The 24,316-nt window shown below is 57.1% G+C and carries 22 protein-coding genes; 9 read left to right on the top strand and 13 right to left on the bottom strand.

All coding sequences use genetic code 11. From position 1 onward, the window contains the following. Positions 1-4: 4 nt before the first annotated feature. On the top strand, positions 5-961 hold the full coding sequence (locus OTG14_RS03060; RefSeq protein WP_024907816.1) for a VirK/YbjX family protein: 957 nt from the start codon (positions 5-7) through the stop codon (positions 959-961). Here the strand turns inward: OTG14_RS03060 and OTG14_RS03055 are convergent. Further along, complete coding sequence (locus OTG14_RS03055; RefSeq protein ID WP_024907817.1) at positions 958-2,616, bottom strand: ATP-dependent endonuclease; 1,659 nt, start codon at positions 2,614-2,616, stop codon at positions 958-960. The genes OTG14_RS03060 and OTG14_RS03055 overlap by 4 nt on opposite strands. 291 nt (positions 2,617-2,907) lie before the next feature. On the opposite strand from OTG14_RS03055, the gene aqpZ reads away from it, so the two are divergent. The 4 genes from aqpZ to hcr all read left to right on the top strand — a co-directional run bounded on the left by aqpZ (position 2,908) and on the right by hcr (position 7,450). Then, complete coding sequence (gene aqpZ / locus OTG14_RS03050) at positions 2,908-3,603, top strand: aquaporin Z (RefSeq protein WP_023335104.1); 696 nt, start codon at positions 2,908-2,910, stop codon at positions 3,601-3,603. 171 nt (positions 3,604-3,774) lie between these two features. After that, positions 3,775-4,674, top strand: coding sequence for a LysO family transporter (locus OTG14_RS03045; RefSeq protein WP_024907818.1), 900 nt, complete (start codon positions 3,775-3,777; stop codon positions 4,672-4,674). 144 nt (positions 4,675-4,818) lie between these two features. After that, positions 4,819-6,471: a hydroxylamine reductase gene (gene hcp / locus OTG14_RS03040; protein WP_048990967.1), complete on the top strand. Its 1,653-nt coding sequence runs from the start codon at positions 4,819-4,821 to the stop codon at positions 6,469-6,471. Positions 6,472-6,481: 10 nt separating this feature from the next. Further along, on the top strand, positions 6,482-7,450 hold the full coding sequence (gene hcr, locus OTG14_RS03035) for an NADH oxidoreductase (RefSeq protein WP_048990966.1): 969 nt from the start codon (positions 6,482-6,484) through the stop codon (positions 7,448-7,450). A gap of 59 nt (positions 7,451-7,509) precedes the next feature. Here the strand turns inward: hcr and OTG14_RS03030 are convergent, their stop codons facing one another. Next, entirely contained in the window at positions 7,510-7,944 is a 435-nt protein-coding gene (locus tag OTG14_RS03030; RefSeq protein WP_157188846.1) for a DoxX family protein, read from the bottom strand. Between the two features lie 151 nt (positions 7,945-8,095). Here OTG14_RS03030 and poxB point away from each other — a divergent pair, with 151 nt between their 5' ends. From poxB to OTG14_RS03010, 4 genes are all read left to right on the top strand, one after another. Further along, complete coding sequence (gene poxB / locus OTG14_RS03025) at positions 8,096-9,814, top strand: ubiquinone-dependent pyruvate dehydrogenase (RefSeq protein WP_267214569.1); 1,719 nt, start codon at positions 8,096-8,098, stop codon at positions 9,812-9,814. A gap of 38 nt (positions 9,815-9,852) precedes the next feature. Next, positions 9,853-10,854 (top strand): low-specificity L-threonine aldolase, encoded by a 1,002-nt coding sequence (gene ltaE, locus OTG14_RS03020; protein ID WP_048990963.1) that lies wholly within the window; start codon positions 9,853-9,855, stop codon positions 10,852-10,854. Positions 10,855-10,864: 10 nt separating this feature from the next. After that, on the top strand, positions 10,865-12,301 hold the full coding sequence (locus OTG14_RS03015) for an SDR family oxidoreductase (protein ID WP_267214568.1): 1,437 nt from the start codon (positions 10,865-10,867) through the stop codon (positions 12,299-12,301). 92 nt (positions 12,302-12,393) lie between these two features. Continuing rightward, entirely contained in the window at positions 12,394-13,407 is a 1,014-nt protein-coding gene (locus OTG14_RS03010) for an NAD-dependent epimerase/dehydratase family protein (RefSeq protein WP_024907825.1), read from the top strand. Positions 13,408-13,544: 137 nt separating this feature from the next. On the opposite strand, the gene OTG14_RS03005 is transcribed toward OTG14_RS03010, so the two are convergent. From OTG14_RS03005 to gspG, 11 genes are all read right to left on the bottom strand, one after another. Then, positions 13,545-15,335 (bottom strand): glycoside hydrolase family 19 protein, encoded by a 1,791-nt coding sequence (locus OTG14_RS03005; RefSeq protein ID WP_267214567.1) that lies wholly within the window; start codon positions 15,333-15,335, stop codon positions 13,545-13,547. Positions 15,336-15,468: 133 nt separating this feature from the next. Continuing rightward, positions 15,469-15,909, bottom strand: a complete 441-nt coding sequence (gene iagB, locus OTG14_RS03000) for a type III secretion system invasion protein IagB (RefSeq protein WP_024907827.1) — start codon at positions 15,907-15,909, stop codon at positions 15,469-15,471. 105 nt (positions 15,910-16,014) lie between these two features. Continuing rightward, positions 16,015-18,708, bottom strand: coding sequence for a glycosyl hydrolase family 18 protein (locus tag OTG14_RS02995; RefSeq protein WP_267214566.1), 2,694 nt, complete (start codon positions 18,706-18,708; stop codon positions 16,015-16,017). 257 nt (positions 18,709-18,965) lie between these two features. Continuing rightward, complete coding sequence (locus OTG14_RS02990; protein WP_267214565.1) at positions 18,966-19,763, bottom strand: prepilin peptidase; 798 nt, start codon at positions 19,761-19,763, stop codon at positions 18,966-18,968. Beyond that, entirely contained in the window at positions 19,760-20,245 is a 486-nt protein-coding gene (gene gspM / locus OTG14_RS02985; RefSeq protein WP_267214564.1) for a type II secretion system protein M, read from the bottom strand. Before gspM ends, OTG14_RS02990 begins: the two co-directional genes overlap by 4 nt. Next, complete coding sequence (gene gspL / locus OTG14_RS02980) at positions 20,242-21,375, bottom strand: type II secretion system protein GspL (protein ID WP_267214563.1); 1,134 nt, start codon at positions 21,373-21,375, stop codon at positions 20,242-20,244. Before gspL ends, gspM begins: the two co-directional genes overlap by 4 nt. A gap of 15 nt (positions 21,376-21,390) precedes the next feature. After that, entirely contained in the window at positions 21,391-22,401 is a 1,011-nt protein-coding gene (gene gspK, locus OTG14_RS02975; protein WP_267214562.1) for a type II secretion system minor pseudopilin GspK, read from the bottom strand. Further along, positions 22,398-23,009, bottom strand: coding sequence for a type II secretion system minor pseudopilin GspJ (gene gspJ, locus OTG14_RS02970; RefSeq protein ID WP_267214561.1), 612 nt, complete (start codon positions 23,007-23,009; stop codon positions 22,398-22,400). Before gspJ ends, gspK begins: the two co-directional genes overlap by 4 nt. Beyond that, complete coding sequence (gene gspI / locus OTG14_RS02965) at positions 23,006-23,386, bottom strand: type II secretion system minor pseudopilin GspI (protein WP_048990951.1); 381 nt, start codon at positions 23,384-23,386, stop codon at positions 23,006-23,008. Before gspI ends, gspJ begins: the two co-directional genes overlap by 4 nt. Then, entirely contained in the window at positions 23,379-23,864 is a 486-nt protein-coding gene (gspH, locus tag OTG14_RS02960; protein ID WP_267214560.1) for a type II secretion system minor pseudopilin GspH, read from the bottom strand. Before gspH ends, gspI begins: the two co-directional genes overlap by 8 nt. Continuing rightward, positions 23,864-24,313, bottom strand: a complete 450-nt coding sequence (gspG, locus tag OTG14_RS02955; RefSeq protein ID WP_024907836.1) for a type II secretion system major pseudopilin GspG — start codon at positions 24,311-24,313, stop codon at positions 23,864-23,866. Before gspG ends, gspH begins: the two co-directional genes overlap by 1 nt. Between the last annotated feature and the right edge of the window lie 3 nt (positions 24,314-24,316).

Below are 24,316 nucleotides of genomic sequence, written 5' to 3'. Positions count from 1 at the left end.
TATCATGTCTTCCATCGTCGATACACCTTTTTCAAACTTGCCTCAGCCTAAATCTGGCTGGCAGCTCTTCAAAAATCTGGCTTTCGGTAAGCTCAAACCAGGACTGGCGTGGCAAAACCCCGCCTATCGACGTAAATTCATGTTACGTTCACTGGCGACACCCATTAGCACTGCGCGCCTGTTAACAAGTCTTGCAAAACAACCACGTCTGATGCAGATGCTGCAGGTACAACCAGGGCTACCGTGTCGGTTGCATCGTCCCTGGTTGACGGTGAATATGGATCGACAGCATGCGCTGGAATCCCTCAACTGGCACTATCAGACGATGAGCCGCCAGCTTCCGGTGACGCTGCTAACGGGTTATTTTTCGAAGAAGGGCTTCACCCTGCTGACCTTAACAGGCAAAGATGAACAGCAATTTACCGTCCGTCTGTGCGCCGATGCGTTTCTGGATAAAGAAGGGGAAGCCACCCTCGCCTTCTGCGACCATCAGAATACGGTGCTGGCCGAGATGACCTTCACCCTGTGCCAGTTTGAGGGAAAATCGACGCTGTTCATTGGCGGTTTGCAAGGGGCAAAAGCGCATGTTCCCCATGAGCTGATCCAGGGTGCGACGAAAGCCTGCCATGGTCTGTTCCCGAAACGTCTGTTGGTCGAGGCCGCCATGACCCTCGGCACCGCCTTCCCGGTAGAACAGATTATCGCCGTCAGTAACGATACCCATATTTATCGCAGCTGGCGCTACCGCAAGAAAAAAGAGGGGAAGCTGTTGGCCGATTACGACAGTTTCTGGATCTCTATCGGCGGTGAAAAACAGGATAACGGTAACTTTATGCTGCCGCTCGTCATGCCGCGTAAACCGATGGAAGAGATCGCCAGCAAAAAACGCTCCGAATATCGCCGCCGCTACGAGCTGCTGGATAGCCTGATTCAGCAGGTGAAACAGGCGACCCAACGCTAATCCGCTTTCCCGCGTGCCAGCCACAGCACGCGGGAAAACATCTTCCGCAGCAGGGTCGGTACCGCCTCTACGCCCCGCCTTCCCGCTTCCGTCGCCACTTCAATGGCTAAATCCGGTTTTGACGAACGATGAATGGCTTTGGCGATCACGCGCCGCATGTTCATCGGGACATCGACCGGCACCATGGCAATGCGGTGGAAGACGTCATCGAACCCCTGACGGTACATAAAGTGTTCCATGTCCATCGCAGGGAGCATCGTTAAATGGTCGCGCTCTTCCTCACGCTCGTTATTCAGCAGGCTGCGTACGGTCGAGGCATATTTTTTGCCCGCCTCATCACCGTCGACCAGAACGTGCCACTCGATCCCCATCCGGCGAGCAAATTTTATCAGCGGCTTTAGTCCCGACTGGGCGAATTCAATCACCTTAATGCCTTCCGCATCAAAATGGTGGCCGCACTGGCGCGCCAGTTCGTTGATAACCCACGTTTCCGTTTCCCCCTCCACCAGCAGCCAGCAGCGGGCAAAGAGCGACGACGCGCGGTTAAAGCGAATATGAAACGCGATGCGCCGCCCGTCTTCCGCGTTCAAACCACCCGGACCAAGCCGGAAAGCGGAGACGCGGGAGGACTCACGGACCAGACGGCAGACGTGTTCTACCGGCGTCAGCGATAATAATTCACCGGAATTGGTGGTCGTAATGCGCTGGAGCGGCAGCAGATTCAGCAGATGCCATGCCACGGAGAGCATGATGGGATGCAGCCGCGTTTCCGGGTCTTCCACCAGCAGCAGCGGCCGGGCGTCCCGGTCAAGACGAACGGTGCCTTTGGCCTGCAGAAGCGTTGAAAACAGCCCCAGCAAAATCACCCGATGGGTACGACCGCCGGGCCGGTCAATCATTCGGTTAATGATGTCGAGGTAACGCCAGCTGCGCTGCTCATCATGAGAACGGCGGCGCATCAGACGATGACGCGACTCAGAGGTTCCCTGCTCGGAAAAATAGTGCTCCAGGAGTTGCACCATTGCGGACAACCCCTGACGGATTTGACCATCGGTCAGATTTTGCGGACGCGACACCAGCTCTCTTGCCAGAAAATCCAGCTCGCGGGCGGTGACTTCCACGTCCGGCATATTGGGTACGGTACCGTTACGAATACGCCGCATAAAACGCGCATCGCGCAGGCGTAACACCGGCGTCAGGCGAATCAGGTGGCGGGCCAAATCGTCGATATTCTCAAGCGGGATCGGGTTGGCTTTCTCATCGAGAAAATCACGCAGGGTGAGTACCCCCTCGTTCTCCGCCATCTCCCCTTCCAGCCGATAGAAAATCCGGTGGAAACCGTCATCGCACGGCACCCAGCAGGGTGACAGCGGGCGGAAGCGACGCACCCGATGCCGTCCGGGCTCGGATTCGCGGAACGTCAGGATGATATGCAGGTGCTTCTCGCGCCCCGTCACGTCGCCGGGCGGGAACCAGAAATCGTCGCGAACGAAGTGATACAGATCGTCTTCGGGCGAAAGCAGTAACGTCAGCGCATCCAGCAGGCTGGACTTACCCCACGCGTTCTCGCCGATTAGGACGTTGTTCTGTTCCAGCTGCAGCGACAGGCGGTTAATACCGCGAAACCCGACAATTTCCACACGTTCGAGAAGCATAAATCCCCCGCGCAATGAACACTTTTTCCTTTAAGTTATCAGCAGTATAGCGGGAGGCGTTCTGTCACGACAGCACAACGTTCACCCTTGCGAGAATTAGTCTATGCTCTATTTACCGCTAATTTGAACAAGGATTGACATCGCATTGCCTAAAATCAAACCAACAGAATTTATTTAAGTGGCGAAGGGGTGTTGTTATTTTTTAGAATAGAGACTCTTTGAGTCGTCATCCCTTTATGACGATATATCCCGCGCGCGGGAAAGCGTGCGGATAATTATTTTGAGGTGGTTATGTTTAGAAAATTAGCGGCAGAATGCTTTGGTACATTCTGGCTGGTATTTGGTGGCTGCGGTAGCGCCGTTCTGGCAGCAGCATTCCCGGAATTGGGTATTGGTTTTGTCGGCGTCGCGCTGGCGTTTGGTTTAACCGTATTAACCATGGCGTTTGCCGTGGGACATATTTCCGGCGGTCATTTTAACCCGGCAGTGACATTAGGTTTATGGGCAGGCGGCCGTTTCCCGGCAAAAGACGTGATTGGCTACATTGTGGCGCAGGTGGTTGGCGGTATTATTGCAGCTGGCGTTCTGTACGTGATTGCCAGCGGTAAAGCCGGGTTCGACGCGGCGGCCAGCGGCTTTGCCTCTAACGGCTTCGGCGAACACTCTCCGGGCGGTTACTCCATGCTGTCTGCCATCGTGATTGAAATTGTGCTGACCGCCGGCTTCCTGCTGGTGATCCACGGCGCAACGGACAAACACGCGCCAGCCGGTTTTGCCCCGATTGCGATTGGCCTGGCGCTGACGCTTATCCATCTGATTTCGATTCCGGTCACCAACACCTCCGTTAACCCGGCACGCAGCACCGCCGTCGCCATCTTCCAGGGCGGCTGGGCGCTTCAACAGCTGTGGCTGTTCTGGGTGATGCCAATTATCGGCGGTATCCTGGGCGGCGTGCTGTACCGCACCCTGCTGGAAAAACGCGATTAATCGAGCGCGGTGTCGGGTGGCGCTAACGCTTACCCGACCTACGTTAGAGTGCACTTTGTAGGCCGGGTAAGGCGTAGCCGCCACCCGGCTTTTTTATTGCTCCTTTACCTGACAGCCTTTATTGGGTAGTGTCTCTGGCGCTCAACAGATACTCAAAAGGACCGGCTGTTCATGTTTTCAGGACTCCTCATTATTCTGCTGCCCCTGATTGTGGGCTACCTTATCCCGCTGCATCAGGAATCTGCATTACGGCTTATCAACCGTTTTCTCAGCTGGATTGTTTACGTCATTCTTTTCTTTATGGGGATAAGCCTGGCATTCCTGGATAACCTGTCGGCGAATTTACTCTCCATCCTCCATTATTCTGTCGTCACCGTGGTGGTTATTTTGCTGTGCAATATTGCCGCGCTGCTGTGGCTGGAACGCACTATTCCATGGAAAAATCACCATCATCAGGAAAAACTCCCTTCACGAATTGCCATGGCGCTGGAATCATTAAAACTGTGCGGCGTCGTGGTGCTCGGTTTTCTTCTTGGACTGACCGGTTGGGCATTTTTACAGCACGCGACAGAGGCCAGCGAATATACGCTTATCTTCCTGCTGTTCCTGATCGGTATTCAGCTGCGAAATAATGGCATGACCCTGAAGCAAATTGTCCTCAACCGTCGGGGAATGATGGTTGCCGTGATTGTTGTCGCCAGTTCAATGGTCGCGGGCGTCATTAACGCCTTTATTCTCGATCTGCCGCTGAAAACCGGCCTGGCGATGGCGTCAGGTTTTGGCTGGTACTCCCTCTCCGGTATTCTGCTGACCGAATCATTCGGCCCGGTGATCGGCAGCGCCGCCTTCTTTAACGATCTGGCGCGAGAGCTGATTGCCATCATGCTGATCCCAAGCCTGGTTCGCCGCAGTCGTTCTACCGCGCTGGGCCTGTGCGGCGCAACGTCGATGGACTTTACCCTGCCGGTACTACAGCGCTCCGGGGGGCTGGAGATGGTGCCCGCCGCCATCGTGCACGGCTTTATTTTAAGCCTGCTGGTTCCGGTCCTGATGGCCTTCTTCTCTGCCTGATACTTCTTTGGCGGTAGGTTTCCTGCCGCCAAAATTGCGCTAAATCAATCTCCCTCTATTTTGTAGCAGAAAGCCCTTTTCACCGTTCTGGCACAGGCATAACCTTAAACATGTATATCAAATATAACTTTAACAGGTGTGATTATGTTTTGTGTGCAATGTGAACAAACCATCCGTACCCCGGCAGGCAATGGCTGCTCTTACGCACAGGGTATGTGCGGCAAAACCGCAGAAACATCTGACCTGCAGGACCTGCTGATTGCGGCCCTGCAAGGCCTTTCCGCCTGGGCGTTCAAGGCCCGTGAATACGGTATTGTCGACCACTACGTCGACAGCTTCGCCCCGCGCGCCTTCTTCTCCACGCTGACCAACGTTAACTTCGACTCTCCGCGCATTGTCGGCTATGCCCGCGAAGCGATTGCCCTGCGTGAAACGCTGAAAGCACAGTGTCTGAAGGCGGACGCCAGCGCTCGCGTGGAAAACCCGATGTCAGAACTTCAGCTGGTCAGCGACGATCTGGGCGACCTCCAGCGTCAGGCGGCAGAATTCACCCCGAATAAAGACAAGGCGGCGATTGGCGAGAACATTCTCGGCCTGCGCCTGCTGTGCCTGTACGGGCTGAAAGGCGCGGCGGCTTATATGGAACACGCGCACGTGCTCGGGCAATACGACAATGAGATTTACGCCCAGTACCACAAAATCATGGCGTGGCTGGGCACCTGGCCTGCCGATATGAATGCCCTGCTTGAGTGCTCAATGGAAATCGGCCAGATGAACTTCCGCGTGATGAGCATTCTGGATGCCGGTGAAACCAGCACCTACGGCCACCCGACGCCGACGCAGGTCAACGTCAAGGCGACCGAAGGCAAGTGCATCCTGATTTCCGGCCACGACCTGAAAGATCTCTACAATCTGCTGAAGCAAACCGAAGGCACCGGCGTTAACGTCTATACCCACGGCGAAATGCTGCCCGCGCACGGCTACCCGGAGCTGCGCAAGTTTACGCATCTGATCGGTAACTACGGCAGCGGCTGGCAGAACCAGCAGGTGGAGTTCGCCCGCTTCCCGGGCCCTATCGTGATGACCTCTAACTGCATCATCGACCCTACCGTCGGCGCGTATGACGACCGCATCTGGACCCGCAGCATCGTCGGCTGGCCGGGCGTGAGCCACCTCGAAGGCGACGATTTCGGTCCGGTTATCGCCCAGGCGCAGCAGATGGCGGGCTTCCCGTACAGCGAGATCCCGCACCTGATCACCGTCGGCTTTGGTCGTGAAACCCTACTGGGTGCCGCTGATTCGCTGATCGACCTCGTCAGCCGTGAAAAGCTGCGCCACATCTTCCTCGTTGGCGGCTGCGACGGCGCGCGCGGCGAGCGTAACTACTTCACCGATTTCGCCACCCGCGTGCCGGAAGACTGCCTGATCCTGACCCTGGCGTGCGGCAAATACCGTTTCAACAAGCTGGACTTCGGCGACATCGAAGGCCTGCCGCGCCTGATCGATGCGGGCCAGTGTAACGATGCTTACTCGGCCATCATTCTGGCGGTCACGCTGGCGGAGAAACTGGGCTGCGGCGTGAACGACCTGCCGCTGTCGCTGGTGCTGTCATGGTTTGAGCAGAAGGCGATTGTCATCCTGCTGACCCTGCTCTCTCTCGGCGTCACCAACATCGTGACCGGCCCGACCGCGCCTGGCTTCCTGACGCCGGACCTGCTGGCGGTGCTGAACGAGAAATTCGGTCTACGTTCCGTGACCAACGTTGAAGATGATATGAAGCAGCTGCTGAGCGCGTAAGGAGTAACTCATGACCATGCCAACCCCACAATGTCCGTGGCGGATGCAGGTTCATCACATCCATCAGGAGACGCCGGATGTGTGGACGCTGTCGCTGCTGTGCCATGACTACTATCCGTACCGTGCGGGTCAGTATGCGCTGGTTAGCGTTCGCCATTCGGCAGACACCCTGCGCGCCTACACCCTTTCTTCCACGCCGGGCGTGAGCGAGTACATCACGCTTACCGTCCGCCGTATTGATGACGGCGCGGGCTCGCAGTGGCTGACGCGGGACGTGAAGCGCGGGGATTATATCTGGCTGTCTGACGCACAGGGGGAATTCACCTGTGACGACAAAGCAGACGATAAATTCCTGCTGCTGGCGGCGGGCTGTGGCGTAACGCCGATTATGTCGATGCGCCGCTGGCTGGCGAAGAACCGTCCGCAGGCAGACGTGCAGGCGATCTTCAGCGTGCGCTCTCCGGAAGATGTGATTTTTGCCGATGAGTGGCGGAATTATCCGGTAACGCTGGTGGCTGAGCACAACGCGACCCACGGCTTTGTGCCCGGTCGCCTGAGCCGCGAGCTGCTGCAAAGCGTGCCGGATATGGCGAACCGCACCGTGATGACCTGCGGCCCGGCGCCGTACATGGATAACGTGGAAAAAGAGGTGAAAGCGCTTGGCGTGACCCGCTTCTTCAAAGAGCAGTTCTTCACGCCGGTGGCGGAAGCGGCAACCAGCGGCGTTAAGTTCACCAAACTGCAGCCTGCGCAGACCTTCTTTGGCCGCGTGGGGACCACGCTGCTGGAGGCGCTGGAAAGCAATAAGGTGCCGGTAGTGGCTGCCTGTCGTGCGGGCGTGTGCGGTTGCTGTAAGACGAAGGTGGTTTCGGGAGAGTATACCGTCACCAGCACCATGACGCTGTCCGACGCGGAAATTGCCGAGGGTTACGTGCTGGCATGTTCGTGCCATCCACAGGGCAATCTCGTCCTCGCATAAACGTTAAATGTTAGATCGTAGGCCCGGTAAGCGTCAGCGCCACCGGGCTTTTGTTATCCTCACCGCCACGCCGGACCTTTCCCTACCGCAAAGCGCCCTGCCCCTAAAAACGCGACAGCCAGCGAGCCGATAAAGAAGTACACCAGGCTTTCAATCGCCCATGCGCCTACCTTATCGAGGGCGAGCGTTTCCCCCATTCCCACCATCAGCCACGCTACGATCATCGTAAACGCCAGCACCAGCGCGGCCGGGCGCGTAAAGAGCCCAACAATAATCAGGATCGGCGCCACCACTTCGCCAACCAACACGCCGTAGGCGATAAATCCCGGCAGCCCTTTTTCCACCAGCATGCCGCTGATAAAGCCCACGCCGCCAAACAGTTTGTGCAGACCGTGAAAAAGCATCAGCCCGCCGACGGCAAGTCGTAACAAGAATTTGCCAAGATCGTCGCACGATAGCTTTTCATTAACAGCAATTAACAATGATTTAACCATTTGAAATGATTCCTGTTTTCACCGAGGTATTGCCAGATTATGCCGAATAATTGCGCGTGAAAAGCACCTTTTAATTAGGGGGAGATGACGGGCAATACGGAGACTTTCTTCTAAGCTTGTAAGCGATATCACAAAAAGGAGACGGACAACCATGAAACAAACCGTGGCTGCATATATTGCGAAAACGCTCGAACAGGCTGGCGTGAAACGTATCTGGGGCGTAACCGGCGATTCCCTGAACGGACTTAGCGACAGCCTCAACAAGATGAAGACCATCGAATGGATGCCCACCCGCCATGAAGAGGTTGCCGCCTTCGCCGCAGGCGCTGAAGCACAGCTTACCGGTGAACTGGCCGTCTGCGCCGGATCCTGCGGGCCGGGTAACCTGCATCTGATCAACGGGCTGTTCGACTGTCACCGCAATCACGTCCCGGTGCTGGCGATTGCCGCTCATATCCCCTCTTCCGAAATCGGCAGCGGCTATTTTCAGGAGACGCATCCGCAGGAGCTTTTCCGTGAATGCAGCCACTATTGCGAGCTGGTTTCATCCCCGGAGCAGATCCCGCAGGTGCTGGCGATCGCCATGCGCAAGGCCGTGCTGAACCGCGGCGTTTCGGTGGTCGTTATCCCGGGCGATGTGGCCCTCAAGGCCGCACCGGAAGGTGCCAGCACCCACTGGTATCACGCTCCGCAGCCGGTGGTGACGCCAGCCGAGGAGGAGCTGAAAAAGCTGGCACAGCTGCTGCGTTACTCCAGCAATATCGCCCTGATGTGCGGCAGCGGCTGCGCGGGGGCGCACAAGGAGCTGCTTGAATTTGCCGGTAAGCTGAAATCCCCGATTGTCCACGCCCTGCGCGGCAAAGAGCACGTCGAGTACGACAACCCTTACGACGTGGGCATGACCGGTCTGATCGGTTTTTCCAGCGGCTTCCACACCATGATGAACGCCGACACGCTGATCCTGCTCGGCACCCAGTTCCCGTACCGCGCGTTCTACCCGACGGATGCGAAAATCATCCAGATTGATATCAACCCGGCCAGCATCGGCGCGCACAGCAAGGTCGATATGGCGCTGGTGGGCGACATCAAATCCACCCTTGCCGCCCTGCTGCCGCTGCTGGAAGAGAAAACCGATCGCAAGTTCCTCGATAAAGCGCTAAGTGACTATCGCGATGCGCGCAAGGGGCTGGACGATCTCGCCAAACCGAGCGACAAAGCCATTCACCCGCAGTATCTGGCGCAGCAGATCAGCCATTTCGCCGACGACGATGCCATCTTCACCTGCGACGTGGGCACGCCAACGGTCTGGGCCGCGCGCTACCTGAAGATGAACGGCAAGCGCCGCCTGCTCGGCTCGTTCAACCACGGCTCGATGGCTAACGCCATGCCGCAGGCGCTGGGCGCAAAAGCGACAGCACCGGAGCGTCAGGTGGTGGCGATGTGCGGCGACGGCGGGTTCAGCATGCTGATGGGGGATTTCCTGTCGGTGGTGCAGATGAAGCTCCCGCTGAAAATTGTGGTCTTCAACAACAGCGTGCTGGGCTTCGTGGCGATGGAGATGAAGGCTGGCGGATATCTGACGGACGGCACCGAGCTGCACGATACCAACTTCGCGCGTATCGCCGAGGCCTGCGACATCACCGGTATTCGCGTGGAGAAAGCCTCCGAGGTGGATGAAGCCCTGCAGCGCGCCTTTTCCATCGACGGTCCGGTGCTGGTGGATGTCGTCGTCGCCAAAGAGGAGCTGGCGATCCCGCCGCAGATCAAGCTTGAGCAGGCCAAAGGCTTTAGCCTCTATATGCTGCGCGCGATCATCAGCGGGCGTGGTGACGAGGTGATCGAACTGGCAAAAACCAACTGGCTCAGGTAAAACATCTGGCATCGCCTTTTTAATAATAAGGACATGCCATGATCGATTTACGCAGTGATACCGTAACCCGCCCGAGCCGCGCCATGCTCGAAGAGATGATGGCCGCCCCGGTCGGGGACGACGTCTACGGTGACGATCCGACGGTAAACGAACTGCAGCGCTATGCCGCAGAGCTCAGCGGAAAAGAGGCCGCCCTGTTCCTGCCAACCGGTACGCAGGCTAACCTCGTGGCGCTGCTCAGCCACTGCGAGCGCGGTGAAGAGTACATCGTGGGCCAGGGCGCGCATAACTACCTCTACGAAGCCGGCGGTGCCGCGGTGCTCGGCAGCATTCAGCCGCAGCCGATTGACGCCGCGCCGGACGGCACCCTGCCGCTCGATAAGGTCGCGGCGAAAATCAAAGCCGACGATATTCACTTCGCCCGCACCCGGCTGCTCAGCCTTGAAAACACCCACAACGGCAAAGTGCTGCCGCGCGAATACCTGAAAGCCGCATGGGAGTTTACCCGCGAGCGCAGGCTCGGCCTGCACGTGGACGGCGCGCGCATCTTCAACGCCGTGGTGGCGTACGGCTGCGAGCTGAAAGAGATTACGCAATACTGCGACTCGTTCACCATCTGCCTCTCTAAAGGGCTGGGCACGCCAGTGGGTTCCCTGCTGGTGGGCAATGCGGACTACATCAAACGCGCGAACCGCTGGCGCAAAATGACCGGCGGCGGCATGCGTCAGGCGGGTATTCTGGCGGCAGCGGGGCTGTATGCTCTGAAAAACAACGTGGCGCGCCTGAAGGACGATCACGACAACGCCGCGTGGATGGCGGCTCAGCTGCGCGAGATTGGCGCCGACGTGATGCGCCACGACACCAACATGCTGTTCGTCCGCGTGGGCGAGGATCGCGCCGCAGCGCTGGGGGAATTTATGAAAGCCCGTGGCGTGCTGATCAACGCCTCACCCGTCGTGCGTCTGGTCATGCATCTTGACGTCAGCCGCGAGCAGCTGGCGGACGTAGTGAAACACTGGCAGGCGTTTTTACAGCGATAAGGAGCATCACGTGCCGCAACGCATTCTGGTGCTCGGCGCCAGCGGATATATCGGTCAGCACCTCACCGCGGCGCTAAGCCAGCAGGGACACCGGGTGCTGGCAACGGCACGCAACACGGAGCGCCTGCAAAAGCTCAGTTTACCTGGCGTCACCTGCCACAACGTTGATCTCAACTGGCCGAAGGAGCTTCCCGCGCTGCTGGAAGGGGTCGACACGCTTTACTATCTGGTGCACAGCATGGGCGAAGGCGGGGATTTTATCGCCCACGAGCGTCAGGTGGCGATGAACGTCCGCGATGCGCTGCTGCAAACGCCGGTGAAGCAGGTGATTTTTTTAAGCTCGCTCCAGGCGCCCGAACATGAGCAATCCGATCACCTGCGCGCCCGCCAGCTGACGGCTGAAACCCTGCGCGGCGCTGCTATTCCCGTCACCGAACTGCGCGCCGGAATTATCGTCGGCGCAGGCTCCGCCGCCTTCGAAGTGATGCGTGATATGGTGTATAACCTGCCGGTGCTCACGCCGCCGCGCTGGGTCCGTTCGCGCACCACACCGATTGCGCTGGAGAACCTGCTGCATTATCTGGTGGCATTGCTGGATCACCCAACCGACCAGCACCGCGTGCTGGAGGCCGCCGGGCCTGAAGTCCTGAGCTATCAGGAGCAGTTCGAACATTTCATGCGCGTCAGCGGCCGCCGCCGCTGGCTGATCCCCATCCCCTTTCCAACCCGCTGGATCTCGGTGTGGTTTTTGAATGTGATCACCTCCGTGCCGCCGACGACCGCCAAAGCGCTGATCCAGGGGCTGAAGCACGATCTGCTGGCGGACGATCGCGCGCTGCGGGCGCTCATTCCCCAGGACCTGATCCGCTTTGACGATGCCGTGCGTAATACGCTGAAAGAGGAAGAGCAGCTGGTGAACTCCAGCGACTGGGGCTACGACGCCCAGGCGTTTGCCCGCTGGCGCCCGGAGTACGGCTATTACCCGAAACAAGCGGGCTGCACGGTGAAGACTTCTGCCAGCCTCGCAGATCTGTGGGAGGTGGTGAACCAGATTGGCGGCAAAGACGGTTATTTCTTCGGCAATATCCTCTGGCAAACGCGCGGGGCAATGGATCTGCTGGTGGGGCACAGGCTGGCAAAAGGCCGCCCGACACGCCCGTATCTTGAGGTGGGCGATGCGGTCGACAGCTGGAAGGTGATCATCGTCGAGCCTGAAAAACAGCTGGCGCTGCTGTTCGGTATGAAGGCCCCGGGGCTAGGCCGGCTCTGCTTTACCCTGAAAGACAAAGGCGATCACCGTGAGCTGGACGTCCGCGCCTGGTGGCATCCGCACGGAATGCCGGGGCTGTTCTACTGGCTGTTGATGATTCCTGCCCACCTGTTTATCTTCCGCGGAATGGCGAAACGCATTGCGCAACGGGCAGAACAAAAGACGGAAAAGATATAAATAAAACTCTCTTTCTTTCACCTTTCCCATTGCATAGCGCCGTAATTCACGAAAGAATGCGCACGAAATTCTTTTCAACACAGTGGATAGCTATGAAGGTACTGGTTACCGGGGCGACCAGCGGCTTAGGCCGAAATGCGGTCGAATTTCTGCGCAATAAAGGCATCAGCGTCAGGGCTACCGGTCGCAACGAAGCGATGGGTAAACTGCTGCAAAAAATGGGCGCAGAGTTCGTCCATGCTGACCTGACGGAGCTGGTCTCCTCTCAGGCAAAGGTGATGCTCGCCGGTATCGACACGCTATGGCACTGTTCCAGTTTTACCTCCCCGTGGGGGACCCAGGAAGCCTTCGATCTCGCCAACGTGCGCGCCACCCGTCGTCTGGGTGAATGGGCCGTTGCCTGGGGCGTGCGTAACTTTATTCATATCTCGTCACCGTCACTCTATTTCGACTATCACCACCATCGTGACGTGCAGGAAGATTTCCGCCCTGCCCGTTTTGCCTGTGAATTTGCCCGCAGCAAGGCGGCCAGCGAAGAGGTGATTGACCTGCTGGCGCAGTCAAACCCGCATACCCGCTTTACGGTCCTGCGTCCGCAGAGCCTGTTCGGGCCGCACGACAAGGTGTTTATTCCCCGTCTGGCGCAGATGATGCACCACTACGGCAGCGTGCTGCTGCCGCGCGGCGGCGATGCGCTGGTGGATATGACCTATTACGAAAACGCCGTTCACGCTATGTGGCTGGCAAGCCAGCCGGACTGCGATAAGCTGATCTCCGGTCGCGCCTACAACATCACTAACGGCGAACCGTGCACGCTGCGCAGCATTGTGCAGCGGCTGATCGACGAGTTGCAGATCGACTGCCGTATCCGTTCCGTGCCCTACCCGATGCTGGATATGATTGCCCGCAGCATGGAGCGTTTTGGCAGTAAATCGGCCAAAGAGCCTGCGCTGACGCATTACGGCGTCTCTAAACTCAACTTTGACTTCACGCTGGATATTTCGCGGGCGGAGAATGAGCTGGGGTATAAACCGGTTGTGACGCTGGATGAAGGGATCATGCGCACCGCGGCGTGGCTGCGGGATCACGGGAAGCTTCATCGCTAGCCTTTTTGCCCGGTGGCGGCTTCGCCTTACCGGGCCTACAACTGCACCGTATTGTTCCCTCGCCCCTTTGGGGAGAGGGTTAGGGTGAGGGGAAAGAGCAAACACTAAAACGGCAACCTTTCGGTTGCCGTTTGCTTTTACAGTGCCGTCCAGGCATCAGCCCATGCCAGACCTGCGCCTGGCTCGTAGTATGCCGGGGCGTTGTTACACCAGCCGCTGTACGGGAACGGTTTGCACTGGAACAGTTTACCGTGGTTGTTCACGATATCACCTGCCTTGTACTTGCTGTTCGCGCTCCACGCGGCGTAAGAGCCGGAAGTGCCTTCGTCCTGAGACGGTGCCGCTTTCGCCTTCACGTTCAGAAGGTAAGAGGTGGTGCTGCTCAGTTCGCCATCGCTAACGGTCAGACTCACTTCAATCTGCTGTGCTGTGGCGGATTCTGGCGCCCTGAAGGTCACAACCGCTTTGTCCTGACCGGTCACGGTCTGACCATCCTGTGAACGCCAGGTGTAGGTCAGCTTGTTACCGTCGGCGTCTGTGGATCCTTCCGCGCTCAGAGAGACCTGCGCACCGGCTTCAACGGCGCCGACTGGACCCGCAATATGCGCGACCGGGGCGTGGTTCACCGCCACCGGCTCAGCCGGGGTTTCATCCGGCGTCGGCGCTGGCGTTACCGGGGTTTCGTCCGGGGTGGTGGCAGAGCCATCGTCGTTCACGATGTTGACGTTAAAGAACTTCTGCACGCACTTGCTGTAGTCACCCTCTTTAAAGGCGCTGAACGGCGTCTGGTAACCCACCAGCTGGCAGGAGTAGGTCTGGCCGGTTGGGGTATCCGCGCTCCATCCCCAGTCCTGTTCCCAGTAAATCTTCAGGGCACCAGCACCGCCTTCATCGAACTGCTTCATGTTAGCGCAGCCCAGCACTTCGTTCGCCGGAACGGGCACTTTCAGGTAGTTCGCGAACTCTTTGTAGTACTTGATACGGTTTTGCGACTGGGCAATTTCAGTCGGGCCGCCGCACTCTACGCCACCGTTGATGATCTGGGTGGTCACGCCGAAGCCAGGGACCAGACCGTTGGCTTTATCGTGAGCGTTCGGCTGCCAGGTGCCGTCGATAACCTGCAGCATGCTTGGTTTTGGCGGCTGCGGGTAGGCGAAGAAGAAGATCGCGCTCGCCAGGTTCAGCCAGGTGTCCGCCACCAGCTCAGGTTTATCGAGCAGGGTACGCACGTCGCCGTACATCGCCTCAGAGAACGGACCGTAGTTGTAGTTGTAGGACAGCTGCTTCGCACCGCGACCGAAGTAGCTCAGGAAGTCGCCGTCTTTATCTTTACCGCATGGCCAGGTCTGCCCCTGCCAGACGTCAGGGTTACATTCGCCGTTATAGCCGCCCTTCTGGCCTTCGCTCCAGCCCATTTCACGCACGTGAACCAGCGCCTGACGCCATTCGGCCTCCGGACGCCAGCTCTCGTGGCCGCCGGTTTCCTGGGCAAAGTGGGCAAACATGGTAGCCAGCTCTTTGCGGCAGATGGCGTCGCTGTCGCGACCGTCATTGTAGGTCTTACACAGCGCCGGGAATTTACCTACCGCCTTCAGGAAGTTGCTGTAGGTGTACGCCTGCGCGCGCAGTGGGAAGAGATATTCCCAGTCGCTGGCCTTCACGATCCCTTCCACGCGCTTCACGTTTTCAGGGTTTGCCGCGCGGCCTGGCTCAATCATTTCTACCTGAGCGTTGTCCAGCTTCTGGATGGTCTCTTTCACCGAGGCCATCAGCGGGAAGCTGGTCAGTTCTTTTTCCTTTTTCGCCAGATCGCTGGCTTTCATGGTGTACGGCTCACTGGGGGTCGCTTGCAGCGAGGCAGCCTGCGCCATAAACGGGGCGACGCATGCGCCGGCAACGAGTACACTCAGTAACGTCCTTTTGTTCATTTCTGTATTCCTGTTAATAGAAGTTAAATTATAAAATCCCGGCTTATGTATTAATCCGTTAATAAATAAACCACAGACGGCTGTTTTCACTTTTCGAAGAACACCCTCGGGAATTCTTCAAAAATAAAAAACCTTAATAACGTGCCGCTAATTTCAATTGCTGATATTTCGCCCAGACTTTATGGGCATATTTCATGCGTTGCGGATAATTCTCTTTTTTTAACCCGGCGTTATACGCGCCTACCGCCTCCCAGTTATAGCCATAAACCTTAATCATCCCGGACAGGATGGAAGCGCCGACCATGATGGAGGTACAGGGTTCGGTCATCAGCCGGTATTCATCGATCCCCCTGCTCTCAAGCTGCGCAAAATGGGAGCTGTTAATTTGCATTAGCCCGACATCACGCGTGCCGTCATGGTTTTGACCAACCGCGTACGGGTTCATGCCGGATTCAACGTTGGCGATGGCATATAATAAGTACGGATCGACATGATAATAATGCGCCGCTTTATCCCAACAGTTTGCCAGCGCGCTTTGGCTTATTATCAATAACAACAACATTACCTTTTTCATATTTACCTGCTGTAAGCGTCTGTGATTTCTCCTTAGAACATCCTGTAAAATGAATTTTGAATCACTCACCACCCCAAAAGGGTGGTGAGTGATTACTGGGCTATATTATTTGCAGTCTGTTGATGGGCCTTCTTTCACCCATACATCGCTCTTAGCCGGGTTATCACCGCGGGTCCACCATTTGGCACGGTAAACTTTGCCCTGGTAGGTTGTGGTTTCGCCGCCGTTGTAGACCAGGTCAGATCGCCAGTTCATCTTCACGTTGCTGACCAGCTCCCAGGCATCCACACCGAAGCCAGGCTGGTTGCCCTGGGTCCAGTACTTCGCTTTCCACACCAGATGGTCGAAGCTTACGGTATCGCCATTGTTGTAGATTTTGCTGGCATCCCACGCGGCATATTTGCTGGCGTTAGCATCGACAGGCGCGTCGCAGCTACCGGCTGCAGAGCCTTCATCAGATGGCGGAGTCACCTCATCAGCCGGAGGGGTAACCTCGTCAGCAGGTGGGGTCACCTCATCAGCCGGTTTCGGATTCACGGTAACCTGGACGTTAGACTGCACGCTGGTTTTACCATCACCGACAACGACGCTCAGCGTGTAAGTAGACGTTGAAGTCACCTCTGGCGCAGTGATGGTCACGTTCGCGCTATCGGTTCCGGTTGCGTGCATATCCGCCGGAATGCTCCAGGCGTAGGTCAGCGCGTCGCCGTCAGGATCCGCCGCCTGCGCATGCAGAGCATAGGTTTCTCCCGCCTGCAGCGTTACCGCTTCCATCTGATTGACTACCGGCGCCTGGTTCGCTTTTGGCGCTTTGTTCACGACCTGCACATCAATTGCGTTGCTCAGGCCTTTCGCATCCGTTACCGTCAGGCGGAACGCCAGGGTCTGGTCGCTGGTCACGGCCGCAACGTTGAAGGTCGCTTTGGCTTTGGTGCTGTTGGTGAGGGTCACCGATGGACCAGAAATCTGGGTCCACTTGTAGGTGATAGCATCGCCATCCGGGTCGGTAGAGGCAGAGCCATCCAGCGTAACGGTTGCCGGGCCTGAGACGTTCTGATCGGAAGATGACGCGATTGGCGCATGGTTAGTCACCACCGGATCAACCGGGGTAGCGCTGCCCAGCAGGCTTTCGTTCATCGCGTTCAGGATATCGCCGTTGTCAGCATCAATAGACCAGGAGAACAGACCACCCAGTTTGTTGGCCAGGACGTATTTGCCTTTCGCGGCCGCGGAGCGGGCATCTTCATAGGAGATCAGATCGCCCGTTGATTTGTTGAAGACGTAAGGCGCTTCTGCAGTCGCGTCGTAGCCATACTCCCAACCCGGCTTGCCTTTGTACTCATTTACGATCTGGCGATAGTCGACAACACCCGGTTCCCAGGTGCCTTTCACCATACCGGTTGCAGTACCGGTGAATGGATTATCGCCGGTGTAGCCGTGCACGCCGGTCCAGCCACGGCCATACATACCTGTACCCACGACGATCTTACCTGGCTGTACACCCTGCTGAAGCAGCGCATTCACGCCGTTTTCGGTGGTGTAGTTGGTATCTGGTCGCCATGACGGTGCACGCAGTGCGGCCTGGTGGCCCAGGTCGGTGTTGCTCCAGCCGCCGTAGAAGTCATAGCTCATCAGGAAGATATGATCGAGATACTGCTGAGCGGTGGTGTAATCCACATCCTCAACTTTATCTTTACCAGCGCCAATGGCGCTGGTCAGCTCGTAGGAACGGCCCGTTTCGCTTGACAGTTCATTGAGCATCGCACGGAGATCGTGCATCAGCGCAGTGTAGGTCGCTTTATCCTGCTGCGGATTACCGAGGTTTTCATTCACACCGCCGCCGCCAGGGAATTCCCAGTCGATATCCACACCGTCAAAGAACTTCCAGGTTTGCAGGAAATCTTTTACAGACGATACAAAGCGAGCGCGGATCGCAGGATCGCCCATGTGGAAGAACGGATCGGACAAGGTCCAGCCACCGATGGATGGCAGGACTTTCAGGCCGGGATGCGCTTTTTTCAGCGCCATCAGCTGGCCGAAGTTCCCTTTGTAGGGGTCATCCCATCCAGACACGCCAGCCTGCGGTTTTTGCAGGGCTGCCCATGGATCGTGGATAGCCACGGTATAGTCCGGGCGGCCTGCACAATCACGCTGCAATACGGCGAAGCTGTTACCACCTTCAACGGTTTTTAGACCATCGTTGATGCCATCGCCACCGCAGATTGGAATAAAGCCGTAGAGGATGTGGTTCAGGTTAGCGGCAGGGATTTTATCAACCGGGAAGTTACGGCCGTATACGCCCCACTCAGGGAAATAGGCCCCGACGACCTTATCGGTATGCTCAGAGAAGGTTTTATTGTTCTCTTTCATGGTTGTATTCAGCGGCAGCAGATGGCTACCGTCGGTGTCCGCCACAATAATCAGCTTGCTGGCACTTTTGGTACAGCCGCTGGCGTTACACAACTCAACCTGTTCCTGGTAACGGCCACCTTTTTTCACTTTAAACGTCGCGGAGCCGGAAGCGCTACCGGCCCCGGTCCAGACAGGGGTGCCATCAAGCAGAACTTTTGCAGACGTTGGCGCAGCGCCACTCCAGACATTCCACTCAACTTTCACATCCACGCCATCTTTATGCACTTTGACAAGGCTGTTGTAGTCCTGAGCCGCCTGGTCTACCTCTACCAGCGCAAATTTATCATTGCCGCTGCTGATAGTCGGTGTACCCGGTGCTGCTGCAAATGCGGAGCCGGATGCCGCCGCAATGAAGAGCGCCAGATATTTAGGCTTCATAAATTTCATTTTTATTTCCTGATAAATTTATTCGTTACGTTAATAATCCATGTCTTCCTTGAGAGCATGGAATCTATTTGCATAATGCGTATTTAACTGACCTTACAACCGTGACAAGAAAATATTTTGCTGCGTTGTATTCCTCCATAAAAAGATACAAGCCAAAATTCCGTATAGCTTATATCCCTTACGATACACTGAGCGCAAAGAGACGTCCTGCTCTTACACCGTCGAAAAAACTTATAAAAAAAAATTGACCTGAATATTTAAAATATGAAAGCAAACTGCTGCCCAATAAACACCACTATTCCAGCAAATGAGAGGTAGGGACCGAAAGAAATAGTGAGGTTATTTTTATTTAAATTATTTAACGCGAAATAGCCGATAATACCGCTCAGCGCGGCGATTAATTCCAGCGTGGGTAGCGCCTGCCAGCCGCACCAGGCACCTAAAGCCGCCAGCAGCTTAAAATCACCATACCCCAACCCTTCCCGCCCGGAGGTCAGGCGAAACGCCCAGTACAGCAGCCAGAGCGAGAGATAGCCCGCCACAGCGCCGAACAGCGCATCGCGTAGCGGCAGCGTATGGTCAAAGGCATGCAGCAATAATCCTGCCCACAGCAGGGGCTGCGTCAGGCAGTCCGGCAGCAGCAGCTGCCGCCAGTCGATCAGCGTAAGGGGCATTAAAAACGCCGCCAGCAGCCACAGGGAGAACAATGCCTGGACGTCCGGCATACACCAGGCGGTGATGCCAAAAAACAGCGCGGAAAAAAGTTCGATTAAAAATATCCGTAGCGGGATGGCGGTGCCGCAGCGGCTGCAGCGTCCGCGTAAAACAAGCCAGCTAACGATCGGAATATTCTCCCAGACGGCCAGGGTGTGCTGACAGGCCGGGCAGTGCGACGCCGGAAAGAGCAAATTGCCGCCCCCCTCTTCGTCCATCACCATGCCCGGTACGCGCTCGGCGACGACGCCCAGAAAGCTCCCCACAATGCCGCCCAGAATTGCACTCATCACCGGGAACCCCACCGGGTAAACCTCCCGCATCAGCGCGAAGGTGTTCATGCGGCTTTGCTCCAGGTAAGCTGGACTTCCGCTTTTACATCACTGAGGTGATCGACCGGCGTGAGGTTCATTTTTTGCAGCCTGACGCCGGAGGTCTGGTTAATTTCCCGCAGCCAGTTCTTTAATTCGTAGACGTTAACGCGATTCACGACGAACGATAAGGTTTGTCCATCCTGACGCACATCCGTCAGGGGAAGATTAATTTCCTGCGCGCTACTCTCCACCACCGTGCGTGGATTGTCCGTTTTGACAATCTGGACCTGGAGATGGTTTTTATCTATTTCACTGCGCATCCAGTTCAGCGTCTCTTTTTGTCTGCTCAGCGTGGCTTTACTGTTCAGAATCATATTATCCAGCGGGATCACGCCTGCGTAATAAACGGCCGCCCCCGCCAGGGCAACGGCACATATTTTTATAATGACTTTTTCCCTGGCGCTGTAATTCTGATAACGAGACTTAAGCTGCGCGATTCGCTCTTTCATTTATATTTCCCTGCGATCATGGCGGTATAAGGTGCAGCGGTGGAAACAGGCTGCAGGGTAAAATCAAAATTTTCCCCCGCCTGATCCACAAACGTCTGCAACGCGGTTTGGTTTTGCGCACTGACGCTCAGCGTCAGCGTGTTCTGTTGGGCGTCGTATTCCAGCAGATCGATTTCCATCGCCGGCACGGCCTGCCTGGCCTTCTCCAGCGCTTCAAGCTGCAAAAATACCCCTTTGGTCTGCTTTTTCATGTTTTGATCAAAGTGGTATTTGATGTTGGTCTTCTGGCGCATACTCGGAAAATGGTGCTGAAAAATCTGAGCAATCTCCTGCTGATTAGCATTCTCCTGCTGCACCAGCATCCAGGCCATGGCGACGCGCGGGCCGAGCAACAGGCCGAGAGACAGCAGACCCGCTGCGGCCATTGCCGCTTTGATGCCTTTCGGGGCTTTACCCGAGCCCGCTTTCGCGCTGAATTCACCGTGCATAATATTCACGCGGCAGGTTTGCCACTGCGGCTGGATCAGTACCAGCGGATGCTGCCAGGGCTGCAGGAGGTCAACGTCAACCCCTTCAGGCTGCGCGCCGTAGCAGCACACCTCGCCCTCGCCCGCTTTTTGCATCAGCAGCGGCAGCAGGCTGGCCTCCATCTCCCCGGCGGTGTGGGGGGATAAACGCAGCCAGTAGCTTTCATCCTGCTTAACCAGCGCGCTTCCTCCCTCTGCCACCGGCAGTAGCCAGGCATCCGGCAACGCCTGGATCACCTTCATTCCGGCGGCCTGAAAACGGGTTAACCATCCGCGCAGCAGGTCGGCATCAATCGCCACCGCATCGACCTCGGCGCCCTTTTTGTTGAGCACCGTCCAGTGAAGATTATCCACGTCACCAATCAGCGTCTCTTCCGCCATCCACGAGAATGCCGTCGCCTGAGAGGCAACTTTCTTCGGCAGCGTAAAGTGGCGGAAGATCATGTTGCTGGCAGGCAGCAGCAGGCAAACGCGTGCCGCCTGGGGATGGTTTATCAGCGCATCCAGGCTATCCAGCGTCTCAACCTGCTGGCTACCGGATTCACACCACATTATTTTCCCGCCCTCGCGGCTGTCGGGACGCACAAAAAGGACCTGTTTCATAGCGTTCTACTTTTCTTATTCAATCATTCGGTAACGGCGCTGCCACGTCACGATCTCACCGGCTTCGTTATTGACCTGAAGCTGGCTCACCACGCGAAGCGTTAATTCATCGGTATTGCCGGTATAATTGACGCGGAAATACCGGCTGTTAATGGAGAGATAGTCGGCCACCTGCGGAAGGTCGTCTTTCAACTGCGGGAAGGCCTGCTCCAGCGCTTTGCTGAAGGTTTCCATACTTTCCCAGCCGGTTTCAGGACGCGATTCAATCAGGCGAACGGCATCATCTTCATTGAGTTTTCCCGGGAACAGGGCGGCCAGCAAGGCGGCCTGCTCCGGTTTCAGGGTATTCACATCCACCTTGCTGGCGGCGTCCGGCAGCGCGCACAGCAGCTTGCTCACCTTCGGGTAAGCGGCAGCCGGAAATGCGGGCAGCAGCGTGATCTCGGCAATGGTTCGCATCATCTGGTTTGCCGGTTGGCGAGCGGGCACCACGCCAGCCCAGGCATCGGTCTCTGCGCCCTCTTTGGCCGTCGTCGTGTCGCCATCGAGATAGTCCACCAGCTGCAGATACACCTCTTCCGCGTTGGTCTGGCTCAGGCCGCTCTGCGTCAGAAGCTGTTCAACAATCTGCTCTCTGCGGGGCTTTTCCGGCACCGCCGGGGGGTTTTTCCCCTGGGCAACTTTCTCGACCGCCAGCAGGTTGTTGACGTTAAAGCAGTCCTGCGCGTCTTCCACCTGGCCGACCACCGTGTAGTCTTCGCCCCGGGTTTCCAGCGGCTGATGCCAGTCGCCGTCGGGGGAGAGCGCTTTGCTTTCCCCGCTGGCGTCGGCCTGCAGCCGGTCCTTCGCCACCTTTTCCTGGGCCTGCATCGCCCAGCGCAGCTGCTGCTGGCTTACCTGGTAATGCGTTTTTTGCAGGTTGCGGCAGAACTGCTGGCTGATTTTGGCAGCCAGCGCCGACATCATCACCAGCAGGATCAGCACCACCAGCAGGGCTACGCCTTTCTGTTTGCGCAATGCACTCATGATTTTGCTTCCGGTGGCGGTACGGGTGCGTTTTCAGGTGCAGCCGCTTCAGGCAGATCGCCCGGCGTCGTAAAGACCCAGCGCCAGGTATCACCGTTTTCCATGGTCAACGTCAGCTCCACGCCGTCCGGCAGATGCGCCGGGTCGCTCCAGCTTTTCAGCCAGCCCTGACGGTAAAAGCGCCACTGCAGGGATTTCACTTCGCTGACAATCGGCACCTCGTCGGGTTTCGCGTCCGCCGGGCCGTCAATCACCGGCCAGACGTCGCGATACAGACGCCCTTGTTCCAGCCGCCAGCGCACGCGCTCCAGCTGGACCGTGCCGCTCACGCCGTTCAGCGTGGTCAGCTCAAGCGCATCGTCCGCCTGACGGAACAGATCCGGCTCGTTGCGCGGCGCGCGCGCCTGCAGCTGGTAGAAATCACGCTCCATCAGGTTCCATGCGCGCTGCAGCTGATTGAGCTTCGCCGCGCTGGCATCGGTGGCCGAACTGGTGCGCATCGCCCCGTCCAGAATTTGCCAGGCCAGCGTGCCGATCACCGCAAAGATGGTCAGGGCAATCATGATCTCCAGCAGGGTAAAACCGCGCTGGCGTCGGGTTCTCTTCACTGGCTCTCTCCTGGCCCAACGATCTGCAGCGAAATAACCGGCTGGCTGTCGTCACCTTCGGCATACACGCGAATCGCGTTAGCCCAGCCGTTGTCGGAGGTTTTGACCCGCTGCTTGCGCCAGTTCCAGCCGCGCCCGCCCATGATTTCCGTTCCCTGCTCCTCAGCATCCGGGAAGTCGGTTTTCGCGAGCTGCGCTTCCGCCAGCTGGTTCTCGGCCACCCAACTGGCCTGCAGCGTGTCGGCCAGCCCGTGGGTAAAACGCACGTTCAGGGAGACCGAGTTCATCAGCGCCAGCGCGGCGGTGGAGAAGATGACCAGCGCGACCATCACCTCCAACAGCGTCATCCCGTTCTGCTTAACCTTGCCTTTAGTCATCGTTCTCTACCGATACCGGGGCCGCGCCCTGCGACACCACGCGGAAATGGTGCTGTTTGTCGTAGCGTTGCAGCGTAAGCGTAAAGCGGCCAATCTCGCCGTCCGGCAGAAAGAGGATCTGCGGATCAGCCTCGACGGTGGCCGCCAGACGCTGGGGCGACAGCGATACATGCATCTCCTGCGGAAAATCGCCTTTGGTGGTAATTCGTCCGGCAGATAAAGGCACCCAGTGACGCACGCCATTTTTATCGTCTAGCGTGACCAGCTGATATTTATCGGTGGTGATTACCAGCCCAACGATATTTCCGTCCATTACCGCACGGTCTGAACCATAATCAACGAGGGCTTTTAATTGCTGGCCAAATATATCCGCACCGCTGCGTGAGGGTATTGTTGACACCACCATCATGGCGCAGTTGGCAAATATCACCAGCGCCAGAATAATTTCCAGCAACGTAAAGCCGCGTTGATTTTTCATTATTTCTCTTTCTTATCCAGAGACCAGTTCGTAATATCATCGGCGGTATTGGCTTCGCCGTCTGGACCGGCAGAAAAGACGTCTACGGCGCCGTGTTCGCCCGGGCTGACGAGCAGATAATCGTTTCCCCACGGGTCCTGCGGCAGGCGGCGAATATAGCCGTCAGCGCGGTAGCCGTTCGGGATGGGTGCGATTTCAGGCTTGGTCACCAGCGCCTGCAGGCCCTGCTCTGTTGTCGGGTAGCGGTGGTTATCGAGCTTATACATATCCAGCGAGCCTTCGAGCGCGACAATATCGCTGGTCGCTTTTTGCGTATCCGCTTTTTCTTTATTACCCATTAAGTTTGGTACCACCATACTCGCTAAAACGCCGAGAATAACGATCACCACCATTAATTCGAGCAAGGTGAAGCCCGCCTGGCGAGCCAGGTTTTTACGTTTTATAGCCATGAT

The organism is Enterobacter pseudoroggenkampii (genome assembly GCF_026420145.1).
GTDB classification, from domain to species: Bacteria; Pseudomonadota; Gammaproteobacteria; order Enterobacterales; family Enterobacteriaceae; genus Enterobacter; species Enterobacter pseudoroggenkampii.
This window is presented reverse-complemented; position numbering and strand designations above follow the sequence as displayed.